The 25,944-nt window shown below is 60.8% G+C and carries 28 protein-coding genes and 1 pseudogene; 25 read left to right on the top strand and 4 right to left on the bottom strand.

What is annotated here, in order from left to right; translation table 11 throughout:
- Positions 1-69 precede the first annotated feature (69 nt).
- From FW764_RS22565 to FW764_RS22505, 13 genes are all read left to right on the top strand, one after another.
- On the top strand, positions 70-663 hold the full coding sequence (locus FW764_RS22565; RefSeq protein ID WP_446435874.1) for a transposase: 594 nt from the start codon (positions 70-72) through the stop codon (positions 661-663).
- Positions 664-722: 59 nt separating this feature from the next.
- Positions 723-2,306 (top strand): ShlB/FhaC/HecB family hemolysin secretion/activation protein, encoded by a 1,584-nt coding sequence (locus FW764_RS22560; protein ID WP_446435781.1) that lies wholly within the window; start codon positions 723-725, stop codon positions 2,304-2,306.
- Between the two features lie 25 nt (positions 2,307-2,331).
- Positions 2,332-4,131 carry a DUF2341 domain-containing protein gene (locus tag FW764_RS22555; protein WP_446435780.1) on the top strand — a complete coding sequence of 600 codons (1,800 nt, stop codon included), beginning with the start codon at positions 2,332-2,334 and terminating at the stop codon, positions 4,129-4,131.
- 11 nt (positions 4,132-4,142) lie between these two features.
- The gene (locus FW764_RS22550) at positions 4,143-4,568 is read left to right on the top strand and encodes an ExbD/TolR family protein (protein WP_446435779.1); all 426 of its coding nucleotides are present in this window, start codon (positions 4,143-4,145) and stop codon (positions 4,566-4,568) included.
- A 3-nt stretch (positions 4,569-4,571) separates the two neighbouring features.
- Complete coding sequence (locus tag FW764_RS22545) at positions 4,572-5,273, top strand: energy transducer TonB family protein (RefSeq protein ID WP_446435778.1); 702 nt, start codon at positions 4,572-4,574, stop codon at positions 5,271-5,273.
- 43 nt (positions 5,274-5,316) lie between these two features.
- A complete protein-coding gene (locus FW764_RS22540) occupies positions 5,317-7,014 on the top strand; it encodes a putative porin (protein ID WP_446435777.1) in 1,698 nt (565 codons plus the stop codon).
- A gap of 18 nt (positions 7,015-7,032) precedes the next feature.
- Positions 7,033-7,662 carry a DNA repair protein gene (locus tag FW764_RS22535; RefSeq protein ID WP_446435776.1) on the top strand — a complete coding sequence of 210 codons (630 nt, stop codon included), beginning with the start codon at positions 7,033-7,035 and terminating at the stop codon, positions 7,660-7,662.
- Between the two features lie 19 nt (positions 7,663-7,681).
- On the top strand, positions 7,682-8,161 hold the full coding sequence (locus FW764_RS22530) for a YbjN domain-containing protein (protein ID WP_446435775.1): 480 nt from the start codon (positions 7,682-7,684) through the stop codon (positions 8,159-8,161).
- Positions 8,158-9,099: a peptidylprolyl isomerase gene (locus FW764_RS22525; RefSeq protein ID WP_446435774.1), complete on the top strand. Its 942-nt coding sequence runs from the start codon at positions 8,158-8,160 to the stop codon at positions 9,097-9,099. The genes FW764_RS22530 and FW764_RS22525 overlap by 4 nt, the downstream gene beginning before the upstream one ends.
- 51 nt (positions 9,100-9,150) lie before the next feature.
- Entirely contained in the window at positions 9,151-10,134 is a 984-nt protein-coding gene (locus FW764_RS22520) for a LysR family transcriptional regulator (RefSeq protein ID WP_446435773.1), read from the top strand.
- 108 nt (positions 10,135-10,242) lie between these two features.
- Complete coding sequence (locus tag FW764_RS22515) at positions 10,243-10,797, top strand: histidine phosphatase family protein (RefSeq protein WP_446435873.1); 555 nt, start codon at positions 10,243-10,245, stop codon at positions 10,795-10,797.
- A gap of 45 nt (positions 10,798-10,842) precedes the next feature.
- Positions 10,843-11,598 (top strand): precorrin-6A synthase (deacetylating), encoded by a 756-nt coding sequence (gene cobF / locus FW764_RS22510; RefSeq protein WP_446435772.1) that lies wholly within the window; start codon positions 10,843-10,845, stop codon positions 11,596-11,598.
- A 12-nt stretch (positions 11,599-11,610) separates the two neighbouring features.
- Positions 11,611-12,330: an alpha/beta hydrolase gene (locus tag FW764_RS22505; RefSeq protein WP_446435771.1), complete on the top strand. Its 720-nt coding sequence runs from the start codon at positions 11,611-11,613 to the stop codon at positions 12,328-12,330.
- A 45-nt stretch (positions 12,331-12,375) separates the two neighbouring features.
- On the opposite strand, the gene FW764_RS22500 is transcribed toward FW764_RS22505, so the two are convergent.
- Together FW764_RS22500 and FW764_RS22495 are read right to left on the bottom strand one after the other, a co-directional pair.
- Positions 12,376-12,930 carry a hypothetical protein gene (locus FW764_RS22500; RefSeq protein WP_446435770.1) on the bottom strand — a complete coding sequence of 185 codons (555 nt, stop codon included), beginning with the start codon at positions 12,928-12,930 and terminating at the stop codon, positions 12,376-12,378.
- 72 nt (positions 12,931-13,002) lie between these two features.
- On the bottom strand, positions 13,003-14,811 hold the full coding sequence (locus FW764_RS22495) for a monovalent cation:proton antiporter-2 (CPA2) family protein (protein ID WP_446435769.1): 1,809 nt from the start codon (positions 14,809-14,811) through the stop codon (positions 13,003-13,005).
- Positions 14,812-15,442: 631 nt separating this feature from the next.
- Here FW764_RS22495 and FW764_RS22490 point away from each other — a divergent pair.
- Both FW764_RS22490 and FW764_RS22485 read left to right on the top strand, forming a co-directional pair.
- Entirely contained in the window at positions 15,443-15,748 is a 306-nt protein-coding gene (locus FW764_RS22490) for a helix-turn-helix domain-containing protein (protein ID WP_446435768.1), read from the top strand.
- Between the two features lie 16 nt (positions 15,749-15,764).
- Positions 15,765-16,661, top strand: a complete 897-nt coding sequence (locus FW764_RS22485) for a LysR family transcriptional regulator (protein WP_446435767.1) — start codon at positions 15,765-15,767, stop codon at positions 16,659-16,661.
- On the opposite strand, the gene FW764_RS22480 is transcribed toward FW764_RS22485, so the two are convergent.
- On the bottom strand, positions 16,651-17,052 hold the full coding sequence (locus FW764_RS22480; protein ID WP_446435766.1) for a RidA family protein: 402 nt from the start codon (positions 17,050-17,052) through the stop codon (positions 16,651-16,653). The two genes, FW764_RS22485 and FW764_RS22480, sit on opposite strands and share 11 nt — an antisense overlap.
- A gap of 135 nt (positions 17,053-17,187) precedes the next feature.
- Here FW764_RS22480 and FW764_RS22475 point away from each other — a divergent pair.
- From FW764_RS22475 to FW764_RS22465, 3 genes and pseudogenes are all read left to right on the top strand, one after another.
- A pseudogene (locus FW764_RS22475) lies at positions 17,188-17,346 on the top strand (helix-turn-helix domain-containing protein); the annotation flags it as partial.
- A gap of 87 nt (positions 17,347-17,433) precedes the next feature.
- Positions 17,434-18,987, top strand: coding sequence for a DUF726 domain-containing protein (locus FW764_RS22470; RefSeq protein WP_446435765.1), 1,554 nt, complete (start codon positions 17,434-17,436; stop codon positions 18,985-18,987).
- Between the two features lie 40 nt (positions 18,988-19,027).
- Positions 19,028-20,347: an Nramp family divalent metal transporter gene (locus FW764_RS22465; protein WP_446435764.1), complete on the top strand. Its 1,320-nt coding sequence runs from the start codon at positions 19,028-19,030 to the stop codon at positions 20,345-20,347.
- Between the two features lie 409 nt (positions 20,348-20,756).
- Here FW764_RS22465 and FW764_RS22460 read toward each other — a convergent pair whose 3' ends face one another.
- Positions 20,757-21,689, bottom strand: a complete 933-nt coding sequence (locus FW764_RS22460) for a LysR family transcriptional regulator (RefSeq protein WP_446435872.1) — start codon at positions 21,687-21,689, stop codon at positions 20,757-20,759.
- Positions 21,690-21,806: 117 nt separating this feature from the next.
- On the opposite strand from FW764_RS22460, the gene FW764_RS22455 reads away from it, so the two are divergent.
- The 7 genes from FW764_RS22455 to FW764_RS22425 all read left to right on the top strand — a co-directional run bounded on the left by FW764_RS22455 (position 21,807) and on the right by FW764_RS22425 (position 25,905).
- A complete protein-coding gene (locus tag FW764_RS22455; RefSeq protein ID WP_446435763.1) occupies positions 21,807-22,295 on the top strand; it encodes a DMT family transporter in 489 nt (162 codons plus the stop codon).
- Between the two features lie 4 nt (positions 22,296-22,299).
- On the top strand, positions 22,300-22,755 hold the full coding sequence (locus FW764_RS22450; protein ID WP_083358751.1) for a DMT family transporter: 456 nt from the start codon (positions 22,300-22,302) through the stop codon (positions 22,753-22,755).
- Positions 22,756-22,842: 87 nt separating this feature from the next.
- Positions 22,843-23,013, top strand: coding sequence for a metallothionein (locus tag FW764_RS22445; protein WP_233895499.1), 171 nt, complete (start codon positions 22,843-22,845; stop codon positions 23,011-23,013).
- A 67-nt stretch (positions 23,014-23,080) separates the two neighbouring features.
- Positions 23,081-23,845 (top strand): AraC family transcriptional regulator, encoded by a 765-nt coding sequence (locus FW764_RS22440; protein WP_446435762.1) that lies wholly within the window; start codon positions 23,081-23,083, stop codon positions 23,843-23,845.
- Positions 23,846-23,934: 89 nt separating this feature from the next.
- Positions 23,935-24,108, top strand: a complete 174-nt coding sequence (locus FW764_RS22435) for a DUF1427 family protein (protein WP_446435761.1) — start codon at positions 23,935-23,937, stop codon at positions 24,106-24,108.
- A 30-nt stretch (positions 24,109-24,138) separates the two neighbouring features.
- The gene (locus tag FW764_RS22430; RefSeq protein ID WP_446435760.1) at positions 24,139-25,098 is read left to right on the top strand and encodes a quinone oxidoreductase family protein; all 960 of its coding nucleotides are present in this window, start codon (positions 24,139-24,141) and stop codon (positions 25,096-25,098) included.
- A 471-nt stretch (positions 25,099-25,569) separates the two neighbouring features.
- Positions 25,570-25,905, top strand: a complete 336-nt coding sequence (locus tag FW764_RS22425) for a DUF6124 family protein (protein ID WP_446435759.1) — start codon at positions 25,570-25,572, stop codon at positions 25,903-25,905.
- The last annotated feature ends 39 nt before the right edge of the window (positions 25,906-25,944 follow it).

Here is a 25,944-nt window from a genome sequence, read left to right as displayed (position 1 = left end):
GCGCTGCAGGCGACCAAAAGTCACCTGCGAAGCCGTCAGCAGGACGCCAGGAGTGGGGCAATGGGAACTATGGAACGTTACTCGAAAGTCGGCATGCAGGAGCTTGATCAGCGCCTGTCGAAGATCGTCGAAGCCGCGCGCAAAAAGCCGGTTTCGGTGTACCGCTACGGTGCGCCGTGGGTGTGGATCGTCTCCCAGGACGACTGGCAGGGCGCCTTGAAGGAGGTGTCCAGCTACATCCCCGCTGGCCATTCGCTGGTGTTGCTGCGCCCGCAGATCGATGAGGTGCTCGACAGCCATCGCGACCAGCTCCAGGCCGAGCCTGGCATGTTGATTGCGCCACATACCGTGGTGCAGATCTTGTTGCTGCAACTGCTGTATTCGGTGCCCAGCGAACAGCAACTGCACGAGCAACTCAATTACAACTTGCTGTTCCGCTGGTTCGTCGGCCTCGACCTCAACCAGCGAGTCTGGGGCATCCACGTCCTGCAACGCGACATCGCCACGCTGCTGAACAACCCGCGTGCGGTGCAACTTATCCAGAAAATCATCGGTGAAGTGTTCTGTGGCGCCTTGCTGCACATGCCGGAGTTCTCCTTGAACTTCGCCTTGCTGCATACCTGGCTCGCCCGGCACAGCCATCTTTCGACCACCAGCAATTGAGCAGGCCGAACGCCGTGCAGTCGGCGAAGGCGCAACACTTCAGAAAATCAGGGGGCGGTGTGGAGCATCTGTTCAAGTCAACGTTGGCGCTGTGCTGCTTGACGCTTGGGGCCGCGGTCCAGCCCGTGTTGGCCGAAGAGCAAGCGGCGGCGCGGCGGGTGGACGTCAACGAGTATTTTGTGCGTGGCAATACCGTGCTCGATGCCCCGACGATAGAAGAAGCGGTGTACCCGTTTCTCGGGCCGCAAAAGACATTGGACGATATCGAAGGCGCTCGCGACGCGCTGCAGAAAATCTACCAGGCGCGCGGCTATCAATCGGTGTTTGTCGAGTTGCCGGAGCAGAAGGTCGATGACGGTATCGTCTATCTGCAAGTCAGTGAAACCAAGGTCGGCCGTGTGCGGGTGGTGGGCGCCAAACACTACTCGCCCGTGGAAATTCGCGAGGAAGTGCCTGCGCTGAAGGAAGGCGCGGTGCCCGATTTTGCCAGCGTGCAAACTCAGCTTGCCGGGCTCAACCGCGGAGCAGGCCGCCAGGTGACGCCGTTGGTACGCGAAGGCCAGCGCCCGGGCACCATGGATGTCGACCTGCAAGTGGAAGACCAGAACCCCTGGCACGCCAGCATCGGCCTGAACAACGACTACAGCGCCGATACCGAGGAGCTGCGTTCGGTCGCGACGCTGGGCTACGACAACCTGTGGCAACTGGGCCACAGCATTTCCCTGACCTACTTCACAGCGCCCCAGGAAAGCTCGAATGCCAAAGTCTGGTCTGGCGCCTACAGCGCACCGCTGGATGAGCGCTGGACCCTGCAGTTCTCCGGCTATCAGTCCGACAGCAATATCGCCACCATCGGCGGCAGCAACGTGTTGGGCAAGGGGCATTCCTACGGCGTGTCGGCCATCTACAACCTGCCGACAAGTGAAGGCTGGGCCAACGCGTTCTCCTTTGGCGTGGACTTCAAGGACTTCGACGAGCAGCTCAAGCTGGGCAGCGGCAGCGACCAGGTGCCGCTCAAATATGCGCCCCTCACCTTCGGCTACAACGGCTATCGCTACCGCGAGCAATCCACGTTGGGCCTGGGCTTGAACCTGGTGGTCGGCACCCGGGCGTTTTTTGGTTACGGCAGTGATGCTCAGGCGTTCGAGTACAAGCGCTACAAGGCCAGCCCGAGTTTTGCGGTGCTCAAAGGTGATGTGAATTACACCTTTACCTTTGCCAGCGATTGGCAGTCGGCGACCAAGGGCGGCTTCCAACTGGCTTCCGGGCCGCTGGTGTCCAACGAGCAGTATTCCGCCGGTGGCGCCACCTCGGTGCGCGGTTACTTGGCGGCAGAGCGCACGGGTGACGAGGGCATTCTGTTCTCGCAGGAAATGCGCACCCCCTCATTGGCCAAATTCCTTGGCAGCTATGTGCAGGAATGGCGCTTTTACGCGTTCGCCGAAGGTGCACGCCTGCGTCTGCAAAAACCGCTTGCCGAGCAAGAAGACGAATACAGCCTGGCCAGCGTCGGCCTGGGCACCCGCGCCAGTTTGAGCAAATGGCTATCCGGCAGCCTGGATTGGGGCTACCCGCTGCTCGATGGACCGAACACCCAGAAACAGGACTCGCGACTGCACTTCAGTGTGCAGGCGACTTTCTGACCCATTCTTTGCGGAGACTTCACCCATGCAACGCCTATTCCTGAGCCTGTTGATCTGCCTGGGCCTCGCGCTCCCGGCCACCGCCCACGCCTGGTGGCAAGACGATTGGCACTACCGCAAACAGATCACCGTGGACACCACCGCCCAAGGCGCGGCGATCAACCAGGCCCTGGGCCGCACCGCGCTGCTGGTGCGCCTGCACACCGGTAACTTCACCTTCGACGGTGTGAAGGACGACGGCAGTGATCTGCGCTTTGTGAGTGCCGACGACAAGACTGTGTTCAATCACCAGATCGAGAGCTTTGACCCGCTAATGGGCATGGCGCTGATCTGGGTCGATGTGCCCAAGGTTGAAGGCGGCCAACGCCAGGAAATCTGGATGTACTACGGCAATCAGAAGGCACCGTCGACGGCCAATGGCCAACTGACGTTTGATCCGAACTACACCGCGCTGTATCACTTCGACGGCGCCAATGGCACGCCGCCGCGCGACACCACGGCCTACGCCAACACCGCGCTGAACGCTACTGGCGCGAGCATCGACGGCGTGATCGGCCGCGCCTTGCAGTTCGGTGGCCAGGCGCTGATGTTGCCGGCCAGCCCCTCGCTGCAACACGCCGCCGGTGGCGCGTTCACCTTCAGTGCCTGGCTGCGCCTGGACCAGGCCAGTGGTGAGCAAGTGGTGTTGGCACGTCGTGACGGCCCCCGTGCTTTGTTGCTGGGCCTGAACCAGGGTACGCCGTTTGTGGAAATCGACGGCCAGCGCGCGGTCTCGTCCCAGCCGCTTAACCCGGGCCAATGGCAGCATCTGGCGTTCACCGCCGAGGGCGACAACGTCGCGCTGTACGTCAACGGCCGCGAGACCGCAAGCCTGGCGCTGGGGATGCCGGCATTCAACACGCCGCTGGCCATCGGTGCCGATTTGCCGGAGGCGGGCAGTGCGCATTTGCCGTTTGCCGGCGCGATGGATGAGTTGCGCCTGTCTAAAGTCGTTCGCCCCGCCGCGCTGTTGCTGGCCGATGCGAATGCTCAGGGGGCCGAGTCCAAGTTGGTGGCGTACGGCGTCGATGAGGAGCAATCGGGCTTCGGTTTCGGCAGCCTGGGCTTTTTGCTCAAGGCCGTACCGGTGGATGCCTGGGTGATCATCCTGGTGCTGGTGGCGATGATGGTTCAGTCGTGGTTCATCATGCTGCGCAAGAACCGTCAGGTCAGCCGTGTCAGCAGTGCCAACAATGTTTTCCGCGAGCATTTTGCGCAGATCGGCACGCGCCTGGAGATGTTTTACGACGACGCGACGCTGGCCGAGCGCCTGGGCCATTCCTCGCTATGGCGTCTGTACCGCGTGGCGGTCAAGGAGATCCGCACCCGTCGGGATCAGGGCGCTGATACCTCGTCGGTCTCGGCCGCTACCATCGAAGCGATCCGTTGCTCCATGGACGGCGTGCGCACCCGCGAAAACCAGGCCTTGAGCTCAAAGCTGTCGACCCTGTCCAACGCCATTGCCGGCGGCCCTTACATTGGCCTGCTCGGTACGGTGCTGGGGATCATGGTGGTGTTCCTCGGCACGGCCATGGCCGGTGACGTCAACATCAACGCGATTGCCCCAGGCATGGCGGCGGCCTTGCTGGCCACGGCCATGGGCCTGTTCGTCGCGATCCCGGCGTTGTTTGGCTACAACCGCCTGATCACGCGCAACAAGGAGGTCAGCGCCGACATGCGCGTGTTCGTTGACGAGTTCATCACCCGCCTGGCGGAGATGCACGGCGAGAGCCAGTTCAGTGAATCCGCCCACCCGCGCAGCCACCACGCCACTGTGCCGGCCTGAGGAGAATCAGCATGGCTTCTGTAAATGCCGCCCACGACGATGACGAAGATGCCGCCGTCGACAGCATCAACATTACGCCCCTGGTGGACGTGCTGATGGTGGTGCTGGTGATGTTTATCCTCACCGCCACCGCCCAAGTTTCGGGCATCCAGATCCACTTGCCCAAGGCCAGTGCCTCGGTGTCGTTGTCCGAGGCCAAGACCAAGGCTATCTCCGTCAACGACGGCGGCCAGGTGTTCCTGGATGCCTACCCGGTGACCCTCGGCGAGCTGGAAGAGCGCCTGCGCATCGAGAAAGCGCAGAACCCGGATTTTCCGGTGATCGTACGCGGCGATGCCATGGTGCAGTATCAGAAGGTGATCGAAGTGCTCGACTTGCTGCGACGGCTGGAGCTGTCTCAGGTCGGGTTGGTCACCGGCAAACCGAGCCAGGGCTGAGCCATGACCGCACAGATCCCGATGCCGCCCCCGCCCGTGAAGAACAAGCCGCCGTTGCGCCCGCTGAAGTGGGGCGCCGGCTTGTTGCTGGGCGCCGTGGCCGCCTGGTTCCTGTGGCAGTGGGCCAATGACATGAGTGGCGTGCGCCGTGAAGCACCCAAGGTGCCGACCATTATTCCGCTGCCGCCGCCGCCGCCACCCCCGGAAAAACCCAAAGAGCCCGAGCCCCAGGTTGAAGAAAAAATCCCTGAGCCGGTACCGACACCTGAACCGGAAGAGGTCAAGCCGGCGGAAGAGGCGCCGCCTTCGCCCGCCGATGATTTGGCCAACCCGATGCAGATCGATGGCGACGCGCAATCCGGTAACGACGGTTTCAACATCGGCGCCGGTAAGGGCGGCGGTATGGCCGGTTCCGGTGGCGGCGGCTTGGGCACCGGCACTTACAAGCAGTACCTGGCGGGCGTGTTTCAGCGCCTGCTCAGGGAAGACCCCGACTTACGTAAAAAGGCTTACGCCGTGCAGGCCGATTTGTGGCTGAGCGCCGAGGGCCAGGTCATGCGTGCGCAGTTGGTGAAGTCCAGCGGCGATGTCGAAACCGATGCGCAAGTGCTCGCAGCGCTGCGTGCGCCGCATGCCACGCAACGCGTACCGGCGGCCGTGACGATGCCGGTACGCCTGGCGCTCAAGGGTCGCCGCCCGGATTGATCAAACCTATTTTTTTGCAGTTTTTTACAGGAGTTGCATCCACATGATTTTCCCCGTGAATCGACTGACCCTGGCGGTCGGCATGGTCATCGCGACCCTGGTCGGACAGGCGTCGGCAGCCCCGACAGCGCCTTCGGAAAACGTCACGATCAACCTGATCCGCCTGTTGGTACAGCAAGGCGTACTGACCCAGGACGCCGCCAATGGGCTGATCGCCCAGGCAGAACAACAAGCCCAGCAGGCGCGCGCCAATGCTGCCCCGGTGGTTGCCAGCGGCCCGACGGCGGCGCCTGGGGATGTGCGTGTGCAGTACGTGCCGCAAGCGGTGCGTGATCAGATTCGGGATCAGGTCAAGGCCGAAGTCATGGCCACTGCCAAGCAGGAAAACTGGGCCCAGCCCAATACGTTCCCGGACTGGGTTTCGCGCGTGAGCTTCGATGGCGACATCCGTCTGCGCGACGAATCGCGCTATTTTTCCGGTAATAACAGCAACGAAATGGTCGACTACGCCAAGCTCAATGAAAGCGGCCCGTACGACGTCAACAAAGACACCAACACCAAGCTGCCACCGTTGCTCAACGCCAACAAAGACCGTGAGCACCTGTTCCGCCTGCGCGCACGCCTGGGTATGAAAGCGGTGATCACGCCTGAGTGGACGGCCGGCATTCGTATCGGCACTGGCTCGGATAATAACCCGGTGTCCACCACCCAGACCTTGGGCGGCGGTTTCGGTAAGAAGGACATCTGGCTCGACCAGGGTTACCTGAGTTGGAAGGCCACTCAGGATGTGACGCTCACCGCCGGGCGTTTCGCCAACCCGTTCTATTCCACCGACATCCTGTATTCACCGGACCTTAATTTCGATGGGATCGCGGCCAACTTCAACCATGCCTTGAGCAGCGACTGGGGCCTGTTCGGGACCCTCGGTGTGTTCCCGGTGGAGTACACCTCGGACGCCGCCAGCAGCAATGGTTTCGACAAGGAAGACAGCGACACCAAATGGCTGTTCGGCGGGCAGGTCGGTGCCAACTGGAAGATCAACCGCAGCAACAGCCTCAAGGGCGCAATGGCGTACTACCACTTCGACGACATCGAAGGCCAGCGTTCCAGCCCTTGCAAACCATGGGCCGGACAACCGGCGTGTGACACCGACGGCTCGCGCCTGGCCTTTATGCAAAAGGGCAACAGCGTGTTCCTGCTGCGCGACATCACGCCCAACCCGGCCACGCCCGGGCTAACCGCTCAGCCGCAGTTCGTGGGGCTGGCCTCCAAGTTCGATGTGCTTGACCTGAACCTGGCCTGGGACGCTGAGCTGCCCAGCGACTTCAAGCTGCGCACCCAGGGCAACTACATCCACAACCTGGCCTATGACAAGGGCGAGATGCTCAAGCGCAGCGAAGGCCAGATCGTCAACAACATCAACAGCAAGGGCCAGTTTGAAAGCGGCGGCAATGCGGCGTTGGTGCAGTTCACGCTCGGCAACGCGTTTGAGATGCGTAAACGCGGCGATTGGAACCTGTTGGCCGGCTATAAATACATCCAGCCCGATGCCTTGCCCGACGGCTTCAATGACTCCTCGTTTCACCTCGGCGGCACCAACGCCAAGGGTTATTTCATTGGCGGCAACTACGGCATCGACAAGAACATCTACGCCAGCGCCCGTTGGCTGAGCGCCTCCGAAGTGTATGGCGCGCCGTTTGAAGTCGATGTCATGCAACTGGAACTCAACACGCGCTTTTGATGCGCAGGGAGATGCCACATGAACACGCGAATCTTGGGCGGGCTGTTGTTGGTGCTGTTCGCCACGGGCGCCTCGGCCGAAGGCATGGAGGAGCGCTTGCGTACCCAGTTACGCAGCACCACCCAGCAGTTGCAGGCCTTGCAAAGCGAGCAGGCCCAGGCCAGTGCCGCCCGTCTTGCTGCCGAGGCCCAAGCCAAACAGGCCCAGGTGCAGATCAAGCAACTGACGGCGGAGCTGGAAAAGGCCCGTGGCATGGCCGAGCAGCTGACCGGCCAGCAACAAAGCCTGCACAGCCAGGCGCAAGCCCAGATGGCGGCGAGCAACGCGCAGATCGGCAAGTTCAAGAAGGCCTACGACGAGCTGCTGGTGTTGGCCAAAGGCAAAGAGACCGAGCGGGCCCGCCTGCAAGCGCAATTGACTGAACGTGACACACAAGTGCAGCAATGTTCAGCCAAGAATCAACAGATGTACGGCGTGGCCCAGCAATTGCTCACGGCCTACGAAAAAATCGATGTGGCCGAGGTGATGAGCATTCGTCAGCCCTTCGCCAGCAGCGCGCGGGTCAAGTTCGAGGAATTGGCCCAGGGCTTTGGCGATGAGCTATACCGCAATCGGTTTGATGCTCCGCACACCGCCCTTAATCAATGATCAACAAGGAAGCGACACTATGAGCGATGTTCAACTGATCACCAGCGTCACCCCGCAAAGCCTGACCGAGCTGCTGCAGGAAGCCGGCTACCGGGTCAACCAGACCGACCAGAACGGCATCGTGCAACTGCTCAGTGCCAGCCAGGGCATCGGCTTTGCCGTGCGCTTCGGCAACCCGGCGGCCGAGCAGGGCAGTTACGTGGACTTCACCTACAGCTGCGCGCTGCGTGTACAGGGCGAACTGCCGGAAGGCCTGGCCCAGGTGTGGAACGCCTCGCGCCGCTTTGCGCGGCTGTCGCTGCAGGGTGAGTTTTTGCTGATGGAAATGGACGTGGTGGTGGCCGGCGTCGGCGCCACGCACCTGCGCAGCCAGTTGGAATTGTGGGACCGTCTGCTGCAGGAATTTATCGTCTATTTGCGTGACTACAGCCAACAAGCCGCGCAACTGCAAGCGCAGGCTGTGACGGCTTCGGTGGATGAAGAGGCGCCGGTCCTGTGAAGAAACCAACCCTGCTAGTCGGCGCCGGTGCGTTGACGTTGCTGGTCGTGGCGGTAGCGTTGAGTCTGCGGCCGCGCACCGCCCCGGTCGCTGCTCAGCAACCGGCGCCTGCCGTGAGCGCTGCTCAAAGCGGGCCGGCGGTGGCGCGCTTGGGCAACCAGCAGGTCGACCTGCCTGAACTGCAAAGCCTGCTCGTCAGCTTACCGGCCGAAACCCGCGAGCAATTACGCGGTAACCGTGGCGCGCTGGAGGCCTGGATTCGCTCACGCCTGGCGCAAAAGGCCGTGCTCGAACAGGCTGACGCCCAAGGCTGGCGCCAGCGTCCGGCTGTGGAGCAGCAAACCCGCGCCGCTATCGAACAGATCGTGTTTCGCGACTACATGCTTTCGGTCAGCCAGGTGCCGGCCGATTACCCCAGCAGCGCTGAACTGCAGCAGGCCTACGACAGCGGCAAGGCGCAATGGGTGACGCCGCCGTTGTACCGGGTCAGCCAGATTTTCCTGGCGGTGAATGACCCGCAAAATGCTGACGCGGTGCGCCGCCAGGCCCAGGACTTGAGTCGCAAGGCCCAGGCTGCGCCGGGTGAGTTCGCCGCCCTGGCGAGTCAATATTCTCAAGACCCGGACACCGCCCAGCGGGGTGGCGACTCAGGGATGCAGCCGTTGCAGCAGCTGGTGCCCGAAGTACGCGCGACGGTGTCTCGGCTCAAGGTCGGCGCCGTGTCGGAGGTGGTGCAAAGCGCGGCGGGCTTCCACGTGCTCAAGCTCACCGGCCAGCAACCGGCGCGCACCGCCACCCTGGATGAACTGCGCGAGCGCCTCACCCAAGCGTTGCGCGCCCAGCGCCAGGAACAGATCGCCAAGGCTTACCTGGAAGGCATGCTCAATACCGCCACTTTGAGCATCGACGGTGCCGAGTTGAACAAGGTGCTGGAATAACACGCGAAGGCCCGCACTGGATGCACAGACCTACACGACACGGAGTCTCCCATGGCATATCTAGAACCGTCCGGCCCCCAGGGGCCTGCACCTTATCGCGCGTCGAGTGAAGCGCGCGGCGCCTGGCTGGCCCTGGCCGACGAGATTGACCCCGAGGTGGTGCGTTACTTTTTAGTCAGCGCGCGTTGCGGGTGTTTCATGCAAGCCGCACGCAGTTTGAATATCAAGTCGACGCTGCTGCGCAAACGCCTGGCGCAATTGGAAGAGCAACTGCGCCACGCGTTGTTCTGCTACCAGGGCAATGGCCTGGTGCTCAGCCACGACGGTCAGCAACTGCAAGCCCAACTGGTGGCGCTGGCGCGCGAGCGGCGCCTGCCGGTGATGGAACAGGAGCAGCCGCGGATTCGCTTGGCCGTGGCCGAGCCGATCCTGCATGACATTCTCGGTCGCGACCTGATCGCCTTGCTGCGTCGCAATGCCAGCGTGCGCCTGGACATCATCTCCATCGACAACCAAGCGTCCTTGCAAGCAGTGGATGCGGACGTGGTGCTGTGGCTGTCGGACGCCGAAGGCCCGTTGCCTGGGCCGAGCTTTGCCACCGAACCGCCTCGGCGTCTGGCGCTGTTGCAGTACTTGCCGCATATCGCCAAGCGTTATTCGCGCGTGACCACGCGGCCGGGCAGTGTCGAAGACCTGGATGACTACATGCTGGTGCAATGGCAACCTGACGTGCAGGTTGACGCGTTGCAGCCCTGGAACCGCGTGGTTGCACAACGCTTGGCAGCGGTGGTGCAGGTGCAGGCCTATTCGTTGATGCTGGAGATGATTCGCTGCGGTGCCTGCATTGGTTTGTTGCCGCACTACATGGGCAGCTTCGACCGTGGCTTGCTGGCGCTGCCGGGGTTGTTGGCGCAGAGCATGCAGCGCCAGGTGTGGTTGGCGGTGAATGCGCAGGTGTGCGATGCAGCGGCGGTGCGGATGATTGTGGAGTTGATTGTGGGGACGTTTGAGGGGCGGCGGGAGTGGTTTGATTGACGGTGTGCTGAGGGCATAGGACCGGCTTTCTGGTGCATGTTCGTTGTAACATGCTGAAAGAATCTTGCCGGTCTACGCTGACTGCGCGTTGAAACAGAGTGAATTGTGATGCAACCCACCCGGTTGACCTTGATCTGCCATGCCGCCACGCCGTTGCAAAAACAGGGGCGATTTGCCGATGATGAATCCGTCGCGATGGATTGGCAAAACGCGGCGTTATCCCTTGCCGGACGCTTCAAAAAAAGCCTGCGCCTGGTGTGTGGCCCCGAGGCCAGAGCGCGCCAGACAGCAGGCTTGTTCGGTAATAACGCGCAGGTCGAAGAGGCCTTGCGCGATGGCGACTTCGGCACATGGAAAGGCCAGGACATCGGCCAACTCAACAGCGACGCGTTGATGGCCTGGATGACCGACAGCGCCAGCGCGCCTCACGGCGGCGAGTCGGTGGAGCATATTTGCGCGCGCGTTGCGCAGTGGATAAAGTCCCTCGAAACCCAACCCGGCCACGTAGTGGCAATCACCCACCCGTTTGTCATTCGCGCCGCGATGCTGTACGTCTTGCGGTTCCCGGTGTCGATGTTCTATCTGATCGACGTTGAGCCGCTCTCCAGCCTCGAACTGCGCTTCAACAACGTCTGGCGCCTGCGCCTGGAAACTTACGCCTGAGCGCGTGAACATGGCAAAATCCACGCCCCGCAATGAGAGCAATCCATGAAACGCATCCTGATCATCGGCATTGGCGCCGGCAACCCTGACTACATCACGATGCAGGCCGTGAAGGCGCTTAACCGCACCGACGTGTTTTTCCTGATGGACAAGGGCCAGAGCAAAGACAAGCTGATCGACCTGCGTCGCGAGATCTGCCAGACCTACATCACCGAGCCTGGCTACCGTTTCGTCGAGGCCGATTGCCCCGAGCGCGTGCGCGGTGATATCGATTACACCACCGCCGTGCAAGACCTCAATCGTGACAAGCAGCGCGCGTTCGAACGCATGATCAACGAGCAAATGGCTGACGGTGAAGTCGGCGCTTTCCTGGCCTGGGGCGACCCTGCGTTGTACGACAGCACTATCCGCATCCTGCAGGCGATCCTCGCCAGTGGCCGCTGCGAATTCGAGTTCGAAGTGATCCCCGGCATCACCAGCGTGCAGGCCCTGGCTGCTCAACACAAGGTGGCGCTTAACCGCATCGGTCGCTCCATCGAGATCACCACCGGGCGCCGGTTAGCGGCGGGGCAGGTGAGTGATGCGGATACGTTGGTGGTGATGCTCGACGCCGAAGACTCCTACCGCACGGTGGTCGATCAGGACCTGGATATCTACTGGGGCGCCTACCTGGGCACGCCGGACGAGATCCTTATCAGCGGCAACGTCGGTGAAGTGGCTGAAGAGATCGAACGGGTACGCAAGGCGGCGCGCCTGGAAAATGGTTGGATCATGGACACTTATTTGTTGCGCAAACCCTAAGGTCGCTTCCCCATGTTCAAACTGTTTGCTCTGGCACTGACCTTCGTGGCCGCTGCCGCTCAGGCCGACGCCACGCTGCACACCGACTTGCCGTTGCCTTACCTGGAACAGACCCAGGCTGATGCACGCAACCAACCGTTGGTGATTTTCCTGCATGGTTTTGGCAGCAACGAGCAAGACCTGTTTGGCATCAAGGACGCGTTGCCGTCGTCCTGGACCTACTTGTCGGCGCGTGCGCCAATGCCGGTGGACCCGCATGGTTATCGCTGGTTTACCAAGACCCCGGGTGACGGCGACTACGACGGCGAGACCGCCGACCTGCAACGCAGCGCCAAGCTGATCGAAGACTTTGTAGGCAAGGCTACGGCCAAATACCATACGCAAAGCGATCGGGTGTTCCTGGTGGGGTTTAGCCAGGGCGCGATCATGTGTTATGAGGTGGGCTTGCGAAAGCCTGAGTTGGTGCGCGGGATTGCAGCGTTGAGCGGCAGTGTGTTGCCGGTGCTCAAGGCTGAGCTCAAGCCCAGCGAATCACTGGCCAAGTTGGCGGTCTTTATCGGCCACGGCACCTTGGACCGGGCGCTGCCGTACGCCTCGGCGACGCGGGCGAATGAGGTGTTGGTGGGGCTTGGGTTGACGCCCCAGTTTCATGGGTATCCGGGGATGCCGCATACCGTGAGCGAGGCGCAGGTGCAGGATTTGAAGGTTTGGTTGGAGAAGAGCCTGGAGTAAACGCGGTCAAAAAAATGTGGGCGCTTCATTGTCGGCGAGATCAGCTTACTTGCCAGCAGTAATCAGCTTTACCAACTCAGCATGGCCCTTCACATCATCTGCTCGCGAAATCGCCTGGATCACCAGCAAGTGATTGCCGGAACCGCCCAGGAACGTGGAGTTCAAGGTCTTACCGCCGCCTTGGGTGGCGGTGCTGTCCACTTGGCGCAGGCCCAGGCCCTTATAGGTCCATTTCTTCTCGTTGAGCTTTTTGAAGTCGGGCAAGGCGGCGCTTTGGTCCTTGACGAAATTGGCCACGGCGCCATTGAGGAACTGCGGGTCGTTGTCTTTGATCGTTGCGCCGTCGTTGCGGACCGTTTCAGCCACGATCACCACACTCTTGGTGGTCGAGTTTGCGTACAGCGTGCCTTGGGTGTCAGCGGTGCCGTCCGCCGCGTTGCCGGTTGGCAGCGTGTCGGCGATGTAAGCCGTGGGCAAGTTGAAGGTGAACTTGCCGCCCAGGGTCGAGATGGTCTGCGTGGCGGGCTTGGTTGCTGCGAACACACTGCCGGCGGTGAGCGCGAGGGCCAGCAGGGCGGCAGTTTTGGTGAAAGTGGCCATGAAGCGCTCCAAGGATGAACGAAATTGCGGCGTATTCTGTCAGAAATTTCGAAAGATCGTTCGTTTGTGCCCTCACGCTTTGTCGGACTCTTCCTCAAGCCGGTCCATCTCAAACAGTCGCGCCAGTTCCGTACGGGCTTCCTGGGCGGTCTGCATCACCTTGGCCGCATCGTCGTATACCGCGTGTTGGGCGGCGAGCAGTTGCAGGTCGTGGTTTTTGAAACGGGTGATGCGCGCATCGGCCTGGGCTTGGCTCAGACCGAGGCCGACCAAGGTGCGGCGGCTCATTTCCAGGCTGGAGTAAAATGTTTCGCGCACCGGTGAAGCGTCCAGGTCAACCAAGCGGTGTACGTGCTGGCGGTTACGCGCGCGGGCGATGATTTTCATGTGCGGGTAAAGGTTGCGCACCTGTTCGGCAGTCTTGATGTTGATTTGCGGGTCGTCCATCGCGATCACGAAGAATTCGGCTTGGTCGACCTTGGCCGCGTGCAGGATCTCCGGGCGCTGCGGGTCGCCATAGAACACCGGCATGCCGCCGAAACTGCGGGTCAGTTCGATGGTTTCCACTGAGGTGTCGAGGGCGATGAACGAGATGTTTTGCGCGCGCAGGATCCGCGCCACGATCTGGCCCATCCGGCCCATGCCGGCAATCACCACGCGTGGCGCATCGCTTTCGATGGCGCGGTATTCCTCGGGCACTTCCACCGGTTTGACCTTGTGCTTGAGCAGCTTTGGGCACACCAACAACAGCAGCGGCGTCACGGCCATCGACAGGGTGATGGTCAGCACCAGCACATCGTAAAGGTGCGGTGCGAACAGGCCTTGGTCGCGGCCGATCTTGAAGACCACGAAAGCGAACTCACCGCCTGCCGCCAGCACCACACCCAGGCGCAGCGCGCTTTCGCGATTGAGGTCGCCGACCAATCGGCCGACTGCGTACAGCAGCGGCAGCTTCAAACCGATCAACAACAAGGTCAGGCCGATCACCACCAGCGGCGAACTGAGCAGCAGGCTGAGGTTGGCGCCCATGCCCACGCTGATAAAAAACAGACCAAGCAGCAGGCCCTTGAAGGGTTCGATCTGCGCTTCCAGTTCGTGGCGGTATTCCGAGTCCGCCAGTAGCAGGCCTGCGAGGAAGGCGCCGAGGGCCATCGACACGCCCACCAGCTCCATCAGCCACGCGGTGCCGATCACCACCAGCAGTGCGGTGGCAGTGGACACTTCGCGCAAGCCGGTCTTGGCGACGATGCGAAACACCGGGCGCAACAGGTAGCGCCCGCCGATGATCACCACAGCGATGCTGCCGAGGATCTGCAACACATGCTGCAGGCCCTGGGCTTCGGTGGTCGGGTGATCGCTGCCGGCCAGCAGCGGCACCATGGCGATCAGCGGGATCGCGGCGATGTCCTGGAACAGCAGAATCGCAAACGCCAGGCGCCCGTGCGGCTGGTTCAGTTCCTTGCGCTCGGCCAGGCTTTGCAGACCGAACGCGGTGGAGGACAGCGCCAGGCCCAGGCCCAGCACAATTGCACTGTTCCACGCCTGGCCAAACAGCCACAGCGCGACGACACCCATCACCGAACCCGTCAGCAACACCTGGGCCAGGCCAACGCCGAATACGGCTTTGCGCATCACCCATAAGCGCTTCGGCGACAGCTCAAGGCCGATGATGAACAACAGCAACACCACACCCAGTTCAGAAAACTGCGCCACGGATTGCGGGTTGCCGATCAGGCCTAATACCGACGGGCCGATGATCACACCGGCAAATAGATAACCGAGCACCGCGCCCAGTTGCAGACGCTTGGCCAACGGCACGGTCAGCACGGCGGCGAGCAGGAACACCACGGCTGCTTGTAACAGGTTGCCTTCATGGGGCATTACGAACTCCAGGCGCTTTAAAGCGAATCGACAGGGCGCTATTAGAGCGCTTTTTCACATTTTGAAACGTGTATTGTTGCCGCGACAGTCAATGGATGTTGGCTGTAATCCCATTCTTGTCGGGGGTTTACGAAAGTATTAATACCATTTAATTCAATGACTTTTCTGTAGGTCTACTACCGTTTCGACACACTAGATCAGTTGTCGCCACGCTCAGGTATTTCGAGTTTGATGCGTGTGGGTCAATAGAGTTGGGCTTCTGCGCATTCATGGATCAAAGGCGTGAACAACTCCGGCACCCTCGACCTGGCACTGTTGGGCCTGGGCTATTCGGGGCAACGTTCGCGCAACGACAAGGACCACGCGATGACCATCAGTTTCTCTCTCGGTTTCTGATCAAAGCCGAGCACCTTTAACCGCCCGAAAGGGCGGTTTTTTTGTGCAGTGATTTTTACTGGGCCGCAATGCCGCAACTTAAGGATATGAAAGAGCCGCGCTCTTTATGGCGAGGAGCAAGCCCGCTCGCCACAGTGGGTATTCAAATCTGGAAAATGAGGGAGTAAAAGATGATTGAAATAATTCCCTTGAAGGAATATTTTTGTTTCCGGAAGACTAAATTCAGGCCGTCACCATGGCAAAAAAATTCGCTGAGCTTCAAGCTCGCATGACGCCCGAGTCGCGGGCCGCCGCCGGACCGCTGTTCCGCCAGCCTCTGAAAGCAATGCCGCTGCACGAACTGCGCAAGGCTCAACAGCTGAGCCAGGAGCGCCTGGCCAAGGCATTGAATATCAACCAGGCGGCGGTTTCCAAGATGGAGCGCCGCACCGACATGTACATCAGCACGTTGCGCGACTACATCCGTGCCATGGGCGGCGAGCTCGCGATCATCGCGACATTTGCGGATGGCCAGGTCAAGATCGACAACTTCGCTGACTAAGGATCGTGCCACACACATGAACCAACTCCTTGCCATGCGCGCCTTTGTCCGTGTCGTCGACACCGGTTCATTCAGCCGTGCGTCCGAGCAGTTGGCACTGCCGCGTTCCACGGTCAGCAAGCTGATGACCGACCTCGAGACACACCTGGGCATCAAGCTGATGCATCGCACCACCCGCGCCTTGGCGCCGACGTCCGAAGGGCTGGAGTATTACCGCCATGCGCGCCGGCTGGTGGCCGAGTTGGATGAAGTCGACAGTGCCGCGCGCGGGCAAATCCTTACGCCTGGTGGGCATTTGCGGGTGGATGCACCGGCCTCGTTTGCCAATTGCCTGTTGATTCCGGCGCTGGTGGACTTTCATCGCGAGTATCCCGACATCACCATCGCCTTAGGCATCAGCGATCGCGCGGTAAACATTGTCGGGGAGGGCGTTGATTGTGTGATTCGTGCCGGCAAACTGGACGACATGGCCATGATCGGGCGCAAGGTGGCTGACCTTGGGTACCTGACCTGTGCAGCCCCCAGTTACTTGGAGCGCAGGGGGGTGCCGCAATCGCCCGAAGACCTGCAGAACAACCACCTCAAAGCCGGCTATTTCTTTACCGGGTCGGGCAAGCCTGCGCCGCTGATTTTCGAGAAGGGCGAGCGGCGTGTTGAAGTCGACGACTGCGCGTTCTCCACCAATGAAGGCAACGGACTCAAGGAAATGCTGCTCGCGGGCCTTGGCGTCGGGCAGCACTTCAGTTCCATCGTGCAGTACTACCTCGACACCGGCCAACTGATCCGCGTGTTGCCGGACTGGTCACGTCCGTCCACGCCGCTGCATATCCTTTACCCACCCAATCGCCATCAGAGCGCACGACTTAAGGTGTTTACCGAGTGGGTCATGCGCACGTTCGGTGTCAGGGAATAATTGCGGTTACGCGGATCTCTACACGCATGGTCGGCAAACCCAGGGCCTCGACGCCCACTTGCGTCCAGATCGGCGCGTGGTCAGGCATATAGCGGCGGTACTGCTTGACCATCGCTTCGTTGACCTGCGGTGGGAAGCCGCCGACGTGGTATGAGTTGACGTGAATCACATGCTCCCAACCCGCGCCAGCGGTGGCCAAGGTGCGCTCCAGGTTATGGAAGGCCTGGGCGATTTCTTCGTCGAGGTCGACGGGAATCTGAAACGCATCGTCCCAGCCGCCCTGGCCTGAAGTTTCCACGCGATTACCGACTTTCACCGCTTGGGAATAGTGAAGGTGTTCGCGCATGTAATCGCCGTAGCCTGGGGTGACGAAAAATTCGGGCTTACTCATGGTGTTTCCTCGGTTCAGTACACGATCTGGCAGATGCTAGTCGATCGAATTCGTGAACAAAATCCCGTATCTTTGCCATGACTATCTACTCGTATGCACAATCGGCTGGCGGTAGAGCCCGACTGCCACCCCAATGAAGCCACCGCCCGGCTCAGCCATGGCGCCTCCATTACCCAGGTGGCGTTTGAGCTGGGGTTCAGCCGCTCCAGTGCCTTCACCTCGGTGTTCCGCCGCAACCTGGGGGATTCCCCGGCGCGCTACCTGGCCAAATCCAAGGCGGCGTCATCGTTCTGAACACTGCACACGTCGGTCAGGATTCACTTCGCCCAAGGCCATGCTTTGTTACTATCGCCGTCCATCGTCACCAGGAGTCACCGGCCCATGCAACACCAATGGGATGAAATGCACCGCACCCGCAAGCCCACCTTTGTATTGTGCGGCGAGCCCCAAGGGGATGTGCTCAATCTCTACGTTCACGGTTACTCGGCCTTCTTCAATCGCCAGCAACTGGGCAATTTCAAGCAGCAGTTGGCCAGTATCGAAGGCTCGACCAACCTGATGCTGTTCTGGCCGGCGGGGCACTTTCTGGAAAACCTGTTTGCGCCGTTCAAAGACGTCATCACCTCGATGCTCGGTGGCGGCGGCCTGGGCGCGGCAACGGTGGGCGTGGGCAAAGCGATTGCGTATTTTCTTGACCATTACAAAAGTGTCGAGGCGCGGGTCGATGAAGTGGCGAAAACGTTATTGCCTGAGCTGGCCAGTTACCTGCACGCCGAGTCGCTGACGGTGCGGCGCATCAACCTGATCGGCCATTCCCTCGGCGCGCGCATCTTGGTCAAGAGTGTACTGGCCAGCCCGGAGGTGGCGCGGGAGCTGCCGTTGAACAACGTGTTGCTGATGGGCGGGGCGATCTGTACGTCCAGCCCGTGGGATGAGGTGTCGGCGCCGCTCAAGGGGCGGGTGATCAACTGCCATTCCAGCAAGGACTGGGCGCTGGCGATGAAACCGGACACCGAGCGGTGTATCGGCCGCTATGCGATTGAGGTCACCCCGGCGCTAAAGGCCAAGGTCACTAACGTGCACCTGGCCACGTTCGACCACGCGGCTTATTGGCCGCAGTTGAAAACGGTGGTGCAGTACACCGATCTGTTGCAGGAGCGGCGCGGCATGATTCGCGCCGATCAGCGTAGCAGTGAAGTGCGCTTTGCTGAAGAGGACGTGGATCTGTTTCCCGCGTTGGTGCAGGCGCGACCGGACGAGCTGAAGTTCCTGGCCGAGTTGATGGCGCAAAAGCGCAGTGCTTCGATTGATGCCACGGTACGCGAACCGCTGAAACTGGCCATCGAGCTGCAGCGCATGGGCGGTGACAGCATCATGAACCTTGCCCGTGGCCATGGCGTGACTTATCGCCAAATCGCCGAAGACGTGGCGCAGCGGCTGGGCATCAAGTTCGATGAACCGGTGGAAACCGTGGCGCTGGCGGAGATAGAGGCGCAGGTCGCAGAACAATTGATCGAGCAATACAAGGGCAAACTCAGTCGCGCCGACCGTCAGGCCTTCGACGCCGAACTCAAGGCCGCCGCGCAAAAAGAGCAGGGTTTGTTCAACCGCATCGACATTGGTCGCTCGGCCACCACCGCCTTGAGCGGCACGGCGTTGGCAGGGTTGACCGGATTTATGGTGCGGCGCGGCGCCGCCACGGCGATTCCGGTAGTGGGCCAGGCACTGGCCGCAGCGATGTTGCTGTTCACGGGCGTGCGGGCGTTTTCGGGCCCGGCGTATTCGATTACGACCTTATCGGTGTTGATGATCGGTATGATTCGCCAGCGTATGGAGCGCGAGGCGCTGAACCAGGAGCTGGACCTGGTGGCGCAGGTCGTGGACACGTTTGACCTGCACCGGGAGACGGTTATGCGCACGGTCGCGTCGGACTGATAAGCTGCGTTCTGACTTGTGTGTTTGCCTGGGATACCGCGTGAAATTCAGCCTGCCGAAAATCGCTACCGCCCCGTTCTGCCCGCCGGAAGTGGCCGGCTCCGTAATCGTTGACCCCAAGGCGTCGTTTTTCAAACGAGCCCTGATGTTCGCTGGCCCCGGCTTGCTGATCTCCATCGGCTACATGGACCCCGGCAACTGGGCCACGGCCATCGAAGCGGGTTCACGTTACGGCTACAACCTTTTGTTTGTGGTGCTACTGGCCAGCCTGGCAGGCATGGCGGTGCAATGCCTGTGTTCACGGCTGGGCATCGCTACCGGCAAAGACTTGGCGCAACTGTGCCGTGAGCGCTACAGCAAACGCTCTGCGCGCACGCAGTGGGTGTTGGCGGAAATCTCGATCATCGCCACCGACCTTGCCGAAGTGCTCGGCTGCGCACTGGCGTTCCACCTGTTGCTGGGGGTGTCGCTGACCACCGGCATTGTGATTACCGCGTTCGACACGCTATTGATCCTGGCCCTGCAAAACCGCGGCTTCCGGCGTCTAGAAGCGATAATGCTGGCACTGGTCGCAACCATCGGCGTGTGCTTCTTTATCGAACTGCTACTGATCAAGCCCTACTGGCCGGACGTACTCAGTGGTTTCACCCCGTCACTGTCGGCCATCAGCGATGCTGCGCCGCTGTACCTGGCCATTGGCATCCTCGGCGCGACCGTCATGCCGCATAACCTCTACCTGCATACCTCGATTGTGCAAACCCGGCTGATCGGCAAAGACCTCGCCAGCAAACAGGACGCGGTCAAGCTGGCGCGTATCGACACCATTGGCTCCCTGGCCTTGGCCTTGTTGGTCAACGCTGCGATCCTGGTGCTGGCCGCTGCGGCTTTCTACAAGACCGGCCACACCGACGTGGTCGAGATCCAGGATGCATACCACCTGCTCGACCCACTGGTGGGCGGGGCGTTCGCCAGTATCCTGTTCGGCGTCGCGTTGCTGGCCTCCGGGCAAAGCTCGACGTTTACCGGCACTATCGCGGGGCAAGTGATCATGGAGGGTTATCTCAACCTGCGTATCCCTTGCTGGCAGCGTCGCCTGATCACCCGTGGCCTGGCACTGATCCCGGCATTTCTTGGGGTGTGGCTGATGGGCGATGATGCTATCGGCAAACTGCTGATTCTCAGCCAGGTGGTCCTCAGCCTGCAGTTGCCGTTCGCGCTGTACCCGCTGATTCGCATGACCGATGACAAACAATTGATGGGGCCGTTTGTTAACCGCCTGCCCACGCGGCTTTTGGCGTGGTTTCTGTTTGCAGTGATCAGTGGGGCGAATGCGTGGTTGATTGGGCAGTGGTTGTTTTGATCGTAGGCTCAGGTCAAAAGTCGCCCTTAAACGCATCTTGCGTGGTGTCAGGGAGAGGCGCACTAAAGTCGTCCGGGACCACCAGTTTCCTTTTCATAAGATCGATTCGACGTCTGTGAGGTTTTCCGACTGGCACACGCCGGACAAACGCGCATCCGTTCTTGGTGATAAGGATGGTTTGGCCGCTACTGGACTGATGAACCAGCACTGAAGCGCTGGCCTCTGCCTGGCCTGACGAAACGGTGATTGCGGTGCACGATGCGCTCATGGCGTCTCTCCTTTGCGGAAGTCGCCTGAGTTTGGCGCAAGGTGCCGTGCCCGGGAATGGTGGCACTGGAAATCAGAATAAGCCTACTTTTCCGAGTACGCTTTTTTACCAAAACCCTCTGTTCAGCGTGATCGGGACGGCTCATTTGTCCCAGTAAGGCACCGTCCCAAAACACTCCACAAAGTAATCAATCACCGTGCGCACCTTCAGCGACAACCGCCGGCTGCCTGGCCATAACGCGGCAATCTGCTGAGGCTCCAGCGTTGTCGCCACGTCGTACTCGGTTAGCACCGCCTGCAAGGTACCTGCGCGCAAGCCTTCGCCGATCAGCCAGGACGGAAATACCACCAGCCCCAGGCCTTGCTCGGCGGCGTGGGTGAGGGTGTCGGCGTGGTTACCTGTGATCGGGCCTTTGACGCTGTAGGGCGTCCAGTCGCCTTGGTCACGGCGAAAGAACCAGCGTTGCTGACCGGTGATGCCTTTGTAAGCCAGGCACTGGTGGTTGGCCAGTTCGTCTGGGTGACACGGTGTGCCATGGCGGGCCAAGTAGGCGGGGCTGGCGGCGATGCGAAAACGCTGGGGCGCGAAGATACGCGCCTGCATACCGGAGTCGTTGAGCACGCCGATACGAAACAGCAGGTCAGTGCCGTCTTGCAGCGGGTCGACGTAGGTGTCGGTTTGCTGGATATCCAGTTGCAGTTTCGGGTAGCGTCGACACAACTCGCCCAGCCACGGTGAGAGATGGCGCTGGCCGAACACCATCGGCGCATTGATGCGCACCAGGCCGCTGGGTTCGCGTTCTTGTTCCTGCAACGCCTGACCGGCTGTTTCCAGCTGTTCCAGCATCAAGCGCGCGTGATGCCCGAGCAGGCGCCCGGCCTCGGTAGGGCTGACGGCGCGGGTGTGGCGGTACAGCAACTGCTGGCCGAGCGCCTGCTCCATCAGCTGGATCTGGCGGGAAATGGAGGAGGGCGCCAGGCTTTCACGGCGTGCGACTTCGGAAAAACTGCCGTGGTCCAGCACAGCGACAAACAGGCGCAACGCCTTGAAACTCAATTCATTCAAGCCCTGCATCATGGCCCCCAAGCTGTGCGTAATTCGCAAAGGTGTTATCCGTATGCTCCCATTTATTGCACAGCACAGCCACCGGATAATGCGCGCCATGTTTACTTCTTGAAGCGCAGGTGATGCATGCAGGCAAGTTCAATCGAAGGCGTGGCGCCGGCCACGCCGAAAAAAAACCTTCTACGGCTATTGTTGTTGCCGCTGGTGATTCTGGCAGGCATGGGGCTGTCGGTGGAGGCCGGTTTGCTCGGGCCGCTGGGTCAGCAAGTGGGGCACTTATGGGCGACCTTGAGCATCTTTGGCGTCGGCTCGGCGATCCTGTTTCTGTTGCTGCTGTTCAGCGGCCCGCAAAAGGGTCCGGCGTTGACCGACTTGCCGCGCTGGCAGTTAATCGGCGGGTTCCTGGGGCCGATGTACGTGGTGGTGCTGACCTTGGCCACGCCACACATCGGCATTGCCATGACCATGATCGCGATTCTGTCGGGCCAGGTCGGCAAGAGCGTGTTGATCGACCATTTCGGTTGGTTCGGCACGGCGCGCAAGCGGGTCAATGGCGAGCGCTGGATCGCATTGGTATTGATTGTGGCGGCACTTGTTCTGATTGCACGAGGGTGAGGCGATGAATCTGATTCTGTTATTGGTCCTGGTGGTTGCAGCCGGTGCGGTGCTGAGTGTGCAGGCCGCCATCAACGGCCGCTTGGGCCAGGCGGTAGGCGTATTACGCAGTAGCTTGCTGACCTTTGCTGTCGGCGCAATCACCACCGCACTGTTGATTTTTTTCTTCGAGCCCGCTCAAGCCGTCAGCCTGCTGGACGTGCCCAAATGGCAACTGACCGGTGCGCTGTTCGGCGTGGTGTACATGATGGTGATGGTCGGCGCGGTGCCCATCGTCGGTACGGCGGTGGCGACGGTGGCGGTGATCGTCGGGCAGTTGGGCATGGGCATGCTGATCGACAACTTCGGCTGGCTCGGTAACCCTGCGATCGAACTGTCGGGCAGCCGTATCGTGGCAATGCTCTGCCTGGCCCTGGCGCTGGTGTTCATGTATCGCAGCAATACTCGTCAGGCCGATTAATGGGCTGAACCTTGGCGCCTTGCCGGGAGTCATTGCTTAAGGTGTTGCATTCGCAACACCTGGACGATCATGAAAAGGAGTCTGACCATGCCAGATAAAACCTGTGCTTGCCCACACTGCAAATGTGTACTGGGCGCCGATGCGGTCATGAAGGACGGTAAAGGCTATTGCTGCCAGGGCTGTGCCGAGCACCATGCGCATGGTGAGCCGTGCGCAGCGGCGACGGGCTGTGAGTGCGCCAAATCCGCGAACGGCTGAAAATCCTCTCGGATTATCGGGTGGCGGTCATTACCATGGCCGCTCACCCTTGATTGATGTGATCTTGATGGCTCTGGCCGCTCCCCCCGATCTCAGTGATCACGCCGTGCCTGTGCAACCGCTGGCGCGCACTTACCCGCGTGGGTTGTACGTTGAACCTCATAGCCATGACTGGGGCCAATTGCTCTATGCCATGAGCGGTGTGATGTGGGTCGAAACGCCTTGCGAAGCTTTGGTCGTGCCGCCGCAACGGGCGGTGTGGCTGCCGCCGGGTGTGGAGCACGGCATTCGCGTGGTCTGCGACTTGCAGATGCGCAATATCTACCTGCGCCCGTCCTTGGCGGCAACGCTGGCCAGCCAGGTGCAGGTGATTGAAGTAGGTGGGCTGTTGCGCGAGCTGATTGTCACCTTGGTCGATCAGGGTGATAGCGCCGATACGGCTTACTATGACGCGGTGGTCGGCTTGGCCTTGTTATCGTTGCAGAGGGCGCGCCGCTCGCAGATCCGCATCGCCATGCCGGTCGACGCGGACCGTCGGTTGATCAGTGCGTGCCACGCGGTGATGGCGATGCCGTCACTGGAAATCCCCTTTGAGCAACACGCTGAGGCTGCCGGCGCCAGCGTGCGCACCTTGGCGCGGCTGTTCCAGAGCCACCTGGGCATGGGCTTTGCCGAATGGCGCCGTCAAGTGCAATTGGCCACGGCCGTTGCGCAGCTGATCCAGGGCCAGTCGGTGAGTGGCATTGCACGGTCTTTAGGGTATTCGCCGAGCAGCTTCAGTGACATGTTCCGCCGTGAGCTCGGCGTGGCGCCGTCGCACTACACGGGCTGAAGGTTTGGCCGAAATCCTGAAGCACTTGGCCGATGCTTCAGGAATGCGCTCACTAAACTGAGCGCATCAACCTACAAGGCGCCGCCCCCATGAACTACCTGATTTCCCTCGCCATCGGCCTGTTTGTCGGCGTGCTCTACGGTGCCTTGGACGTCCGCTCACCCGCGCCGCCGGCCGTTGCCCTGGTTGGCCTGATGGGCATGTTGCTTGGCGAGCAACTGTGGCCTATGGGGCGTGAGCTGGTCAGCGGTTGGTTGTCCTGATTCCCTTTTTCCCTTCGATGGATATTGGTCATGAAAGCACTGCAATTTTCTGCCACTGGCGACCTGGCTGCGTTGAGTTGTGTCGAGGTCGCCAAACCGGTGCCAGCTGCCGGTGAAGTACTGGTACAGATCAAGGCTGCCGGCCTGAACCCCAGCGACGTTAAAAACGTGCTCGGCCGTTTTCCCTACACCACTTTGCCGCGTATTCCAGGCCGGGATTTCGCTGGGGTTGTGGTAGAAGGCCCGCACGAACTGGTCGGTCAAGCGGTTTGGGGCACCGGTCGGGACTTGGGCTTTTTCGCTGACGGCTCCCACGCTCAATACCTCGCCGTGTCGGCCAAGGGCGTGGCGCATAAGCCCACCCACCTGAGTTTTGCCCAGGCTGCCAGCCTGGGTGTGCCGTACACCACCGCTTGGGATGCCCTGGAGCGTAGCGGTGTAGCCAAAGGCTCGCGCTTGTTGGTGATTGGTGCGAATGGTGCCGTGGGCAGCGCGGCGTTGGCGTTGGCGAAGATTCGCGGTGCGCAGGTGTTGGCCGCGGTGCGCAAGGCCGATCAGGCTCAAGTGCTGCAGGCTCAAGGGTTTGACGCGATCACCCTGGGCCAGCCAGAAGAGTTGGGGGCGCAGGTGAATGGCGTATTCAAGGGCGGCGCGGATGTGATTTTTGACACCACCGGTTTCTGGTTGCCTGCGGCTGTCGCCGGTTTGGCCCCGTTCGGCCGTATTGCAATCATCGCCGCGCCGGTGGAGGGGCATGTGCAGTTGCCGGCTTTGGCCTTGTATCGCAAAGGAGGTTCGGTGGTGGGGATCAACTCATTGCTCTACAACTGCGAGCAGTGTGCGGTGATGCTGGAGCAGTTTGGGCGATTCTTTGATGAAGGATCGTTGCCGCTGCCCACGGGGCTGCGCGAAGTGGCGTTGGCGGATGGGGTGAAGTGCTACGAAGAAGTGAACAAGGGCAGTTCGGACAAGATCATCTTCCTGCCTTAACTCACATTTGACCGAGTACACACATTTACCTGATGTACTGAGCTCAAAATGTGGGAGCGGGCTTGCTCGCGAATGCGGTGGGTCAGTCACAGAAAGGTTGACTGGAACACCGCATTCGCGAGCAAGCCCGCTCCCACAGTTTGATCTTCACAGGGCTTTGGGATCGAGTTTGGCTCGGAGGTTTCCTACAAGGGTTTCAGGTTGTCGCTCGGAAGGCGGCTGACTAACCTCACTGCCGTCGCTGACCGTTCAGTGACCGGATTTGACCGTCCGACTAAACCAGTGCGCTACAGCACCCAAGACCTATATCAGGCGTTTTTTCTACGCTTGATGTATCGTGTCGCGGCAGCTGTGCGCGGGATACCTTCGGGTATGCCGGATCCCTGGTTCCGGTCGGTCAACCCGCGTTCAGCTGCCACCCCACTTCGTTTGACCGCGAGTGATGGCAGCTCCACTACCAGGAGTTCCACCATGATCAAAGACAGCCCAAATCCCCCCGGCCAAAAAGACTTCGATACAAGCACCCTGCACGAAGTGGCCTACCGCGCGATCAACCACTACCTCAACCCCGCAAAACCCATCCCCGAATCCACCGACGGGCTCTTCACCGTGCGCGCCGACCTGGGCACGGAAACCTTGCTGGTCAATGCGTCCCAGGATTTGGCGTCCATCAGCGAGATTGCCAACCATATGGCGTTTGAAATCGAGGGGTCACAACGTAATGTCGCGCTGGGCATCTGCAGGATGCTGGAAGGGGTGCAGTTGTTGGTGGATAAGGCACTGAATGTGGCCCATCCGGCGGCATAAGGGTTTATAACGCGGTCGTAAAAAAATGTGGGTGCTGGC

Source organism: Pseudomonas sp. 1152_12 (assembly GCF_052850675.1).
The sequence above is the reverse complement of the archived record's forward strand: the minus strand, read 5'-3'. Positions and strand labels throughout refer to the sequence as shown.

What these genes read in the sequence shown, in the direction of transcription:
- FW764_RS22490 (WP_446435768.1), top strand. Translation starts at nt 15,443, where the DNA reads ATGGCAAAAAAATTCGCTGAGCTTCAAGCTCGCATGACGCCCGAGTCG.
- FW764_RS22450 (WP_083358751.1), top strand. Translation starts at nt 22,300, where the DNA reads ATGAATCTGATTCTGTTATTGGTCCTGGTGGTTGCAGCCGGTGCGGTG.
- FW764_RS22565 (WP_446435874.1), top strand. Translation starts at nt 70, where the DNA reads ATGGAACGTTACTCGAAAGTCGGCATGCAGGAGCTTGATCAGCGCCTG.
- FW764_RS22545 (WP_446435778.1), top strand. Translation starts at nt 4,572, where the DNA reads ATGACCGCACAGATCCCGATGCCGCCCCCGCCCGTGAAGAACAAGCCG.
- FW764_RS22520 (WP_446435773.1), top strand. Translation starts at nt 9,151, where the DNA reads ATGGCATATCTAGAACCGTCCGGCCCCCAGGGGCCTGCACCTTATCGC.
- FW764_RS22500 (WP_446435770.1), bottom strand. Translation starts at nt 12,930, where the DNA reads ATGGCCACTTTCACCAAAACTGCCGCCCTGCTGGCCCTCGCGCTCACC.
- FW764_RS22550 (WP_446435779.1), top strand. Translation starts at nt 4,143, where the DNA reads ATGGCTTCTGTAAATGCCGCCCACGACGATGACGAAGATGCCGCCGTC.
- FW764_RS22540 (WP_446435777.1), top strand. Translation starts at nt 5,317, where the DNA reads ATGATTTTCCCCGTGAATCGACTGACCCTGGCGGTCGGCATGGTCATC.
- FW764_RS22495 (WP_446435769.1), bottom strand. Translation starts at nt 14,811, where the DNA reads ATGCCCCATGAAGGCAACCTGTTACAAGCAGCCGTGGTGTTCCTGCTC.
- FW764_RS22505 (WP_446435771.1), top strand. Translation starts at nt 11,611, where the DNA reads ATGTTCAAACTGTTTGCTCTGGCACTGACCTTCGTGGCCGCTGCCGCT.
- cobF (WP_446435772.1), top strand. Translation starts at nt 10,843, where the DNA reads ATGAAACGCATCCTGATCATCGGCATTGGCGCCGGCAACCCTGACTAC.
- FW764_RS22425 (WP_446435759.1), top strand. Translation starts at nt 25,570, where the DNA reads ATGATCAAAGACAGCCCAAATCCCCCCGGCCAAAAAGACTTCGATACA.
- FW764_RS22480 (WP_446435766.1), bottom strand. Translation starts at nt 17,052, where the DNA reads ATGAGTAAGCCCGAATTTTTCGTCACCCCAGGCTACGGCGATTACATG.
- FW764_RS22430 (WP_446435760.1), top strand. Translation starts at nt 24,139, where the DNA reads ATGAAAGCACTGCAATTTTCTGCCACTGGCGACCTGGCTGCGTTGAGT.
- FW764_RS22435 (WP_446435761.1), top strand. Translation starts at nt 23,935, where the DNA reads ATGAACTACCTGATTTCCCTCGCCATCGGCCTGTTTGTCGGCGTGCTC.
- FW764_RS22515 (WP_446435873.1), top strand. Translation starts at nt 10,243, where the DNA reads ATGCAACCCACCCGGTTGACCTTGATCTGCCATGCCGCCACGCCGTTG.
- FW764_RS22485 (WP_446435767.1), top strand. Translation starts at nt 15,765, where the DNA reads ATGAACCAACTCCTTGCCATGCGCGCCTTTGTCCGTGTCGTCGACACC.
- FW764_RS22470 (WP_446435765.1), top strand. Translation starts at nt 17,434, where the DNA reads ATGCAACACCAATGGGATGAAATGCACCGCACCCGCAAGCCCACCTTT.
- FW764_RS22530 (WP_446435775.1), top strand. Translation starts at nt 7,682, where the DNA reads ATGAGCGATGTTCAACTGATCACCAGCGTCACCCCGCAAAGCCTGACC.
- FW764_RS22455 (WP_446435763.1), top strand. Translation starts at nt 21,807, where the DNA reads ATGCAGGCAAGTTCAATCGAAGGCGTGGCGCCGGCCACGCCGAAAAAA.
- FW764_RS22460 (WP_446435872.1), bottom strand. Translation starts at nt 21,689, where the DNA reads ATGCAGGGCTTGAATGAATTGAGTTTCAAGGCGTTGCGCCTGTTTGTC.
- FW764_RS22555 (WP_446435780.1), top strand. Translation starts at nt 2,332, where the DNA reads ATGCAACGCCTATTCCTGAGCCTGTTGATCTGCCTGGGCCTCGCGCTC.
- FW764_RS22445 (WP_233895499.1), top strand. Translation starts at nt 22,843, where the DNA reads ATGCCAGATAAAACCTGTGCTTGCCCACACTGCAAATGTGTACTGGGC.
- FW764_RS22535 (WP_446435776.1), top strand. Translation starts at nt 7,033, where the DNA reads ATGAACACGCGAATCTTGGGCGGGCTGTTGTTGGTGCTGTTCGCCACG.
- FW764_RS22440 (WP_446435762.1), top strand. Translation starts at nt 23,081, where the DNA reads ATGGCTCTGGCCGCTCCCCCCGATCTCAGTGATCACGCCGTGCCTGTG.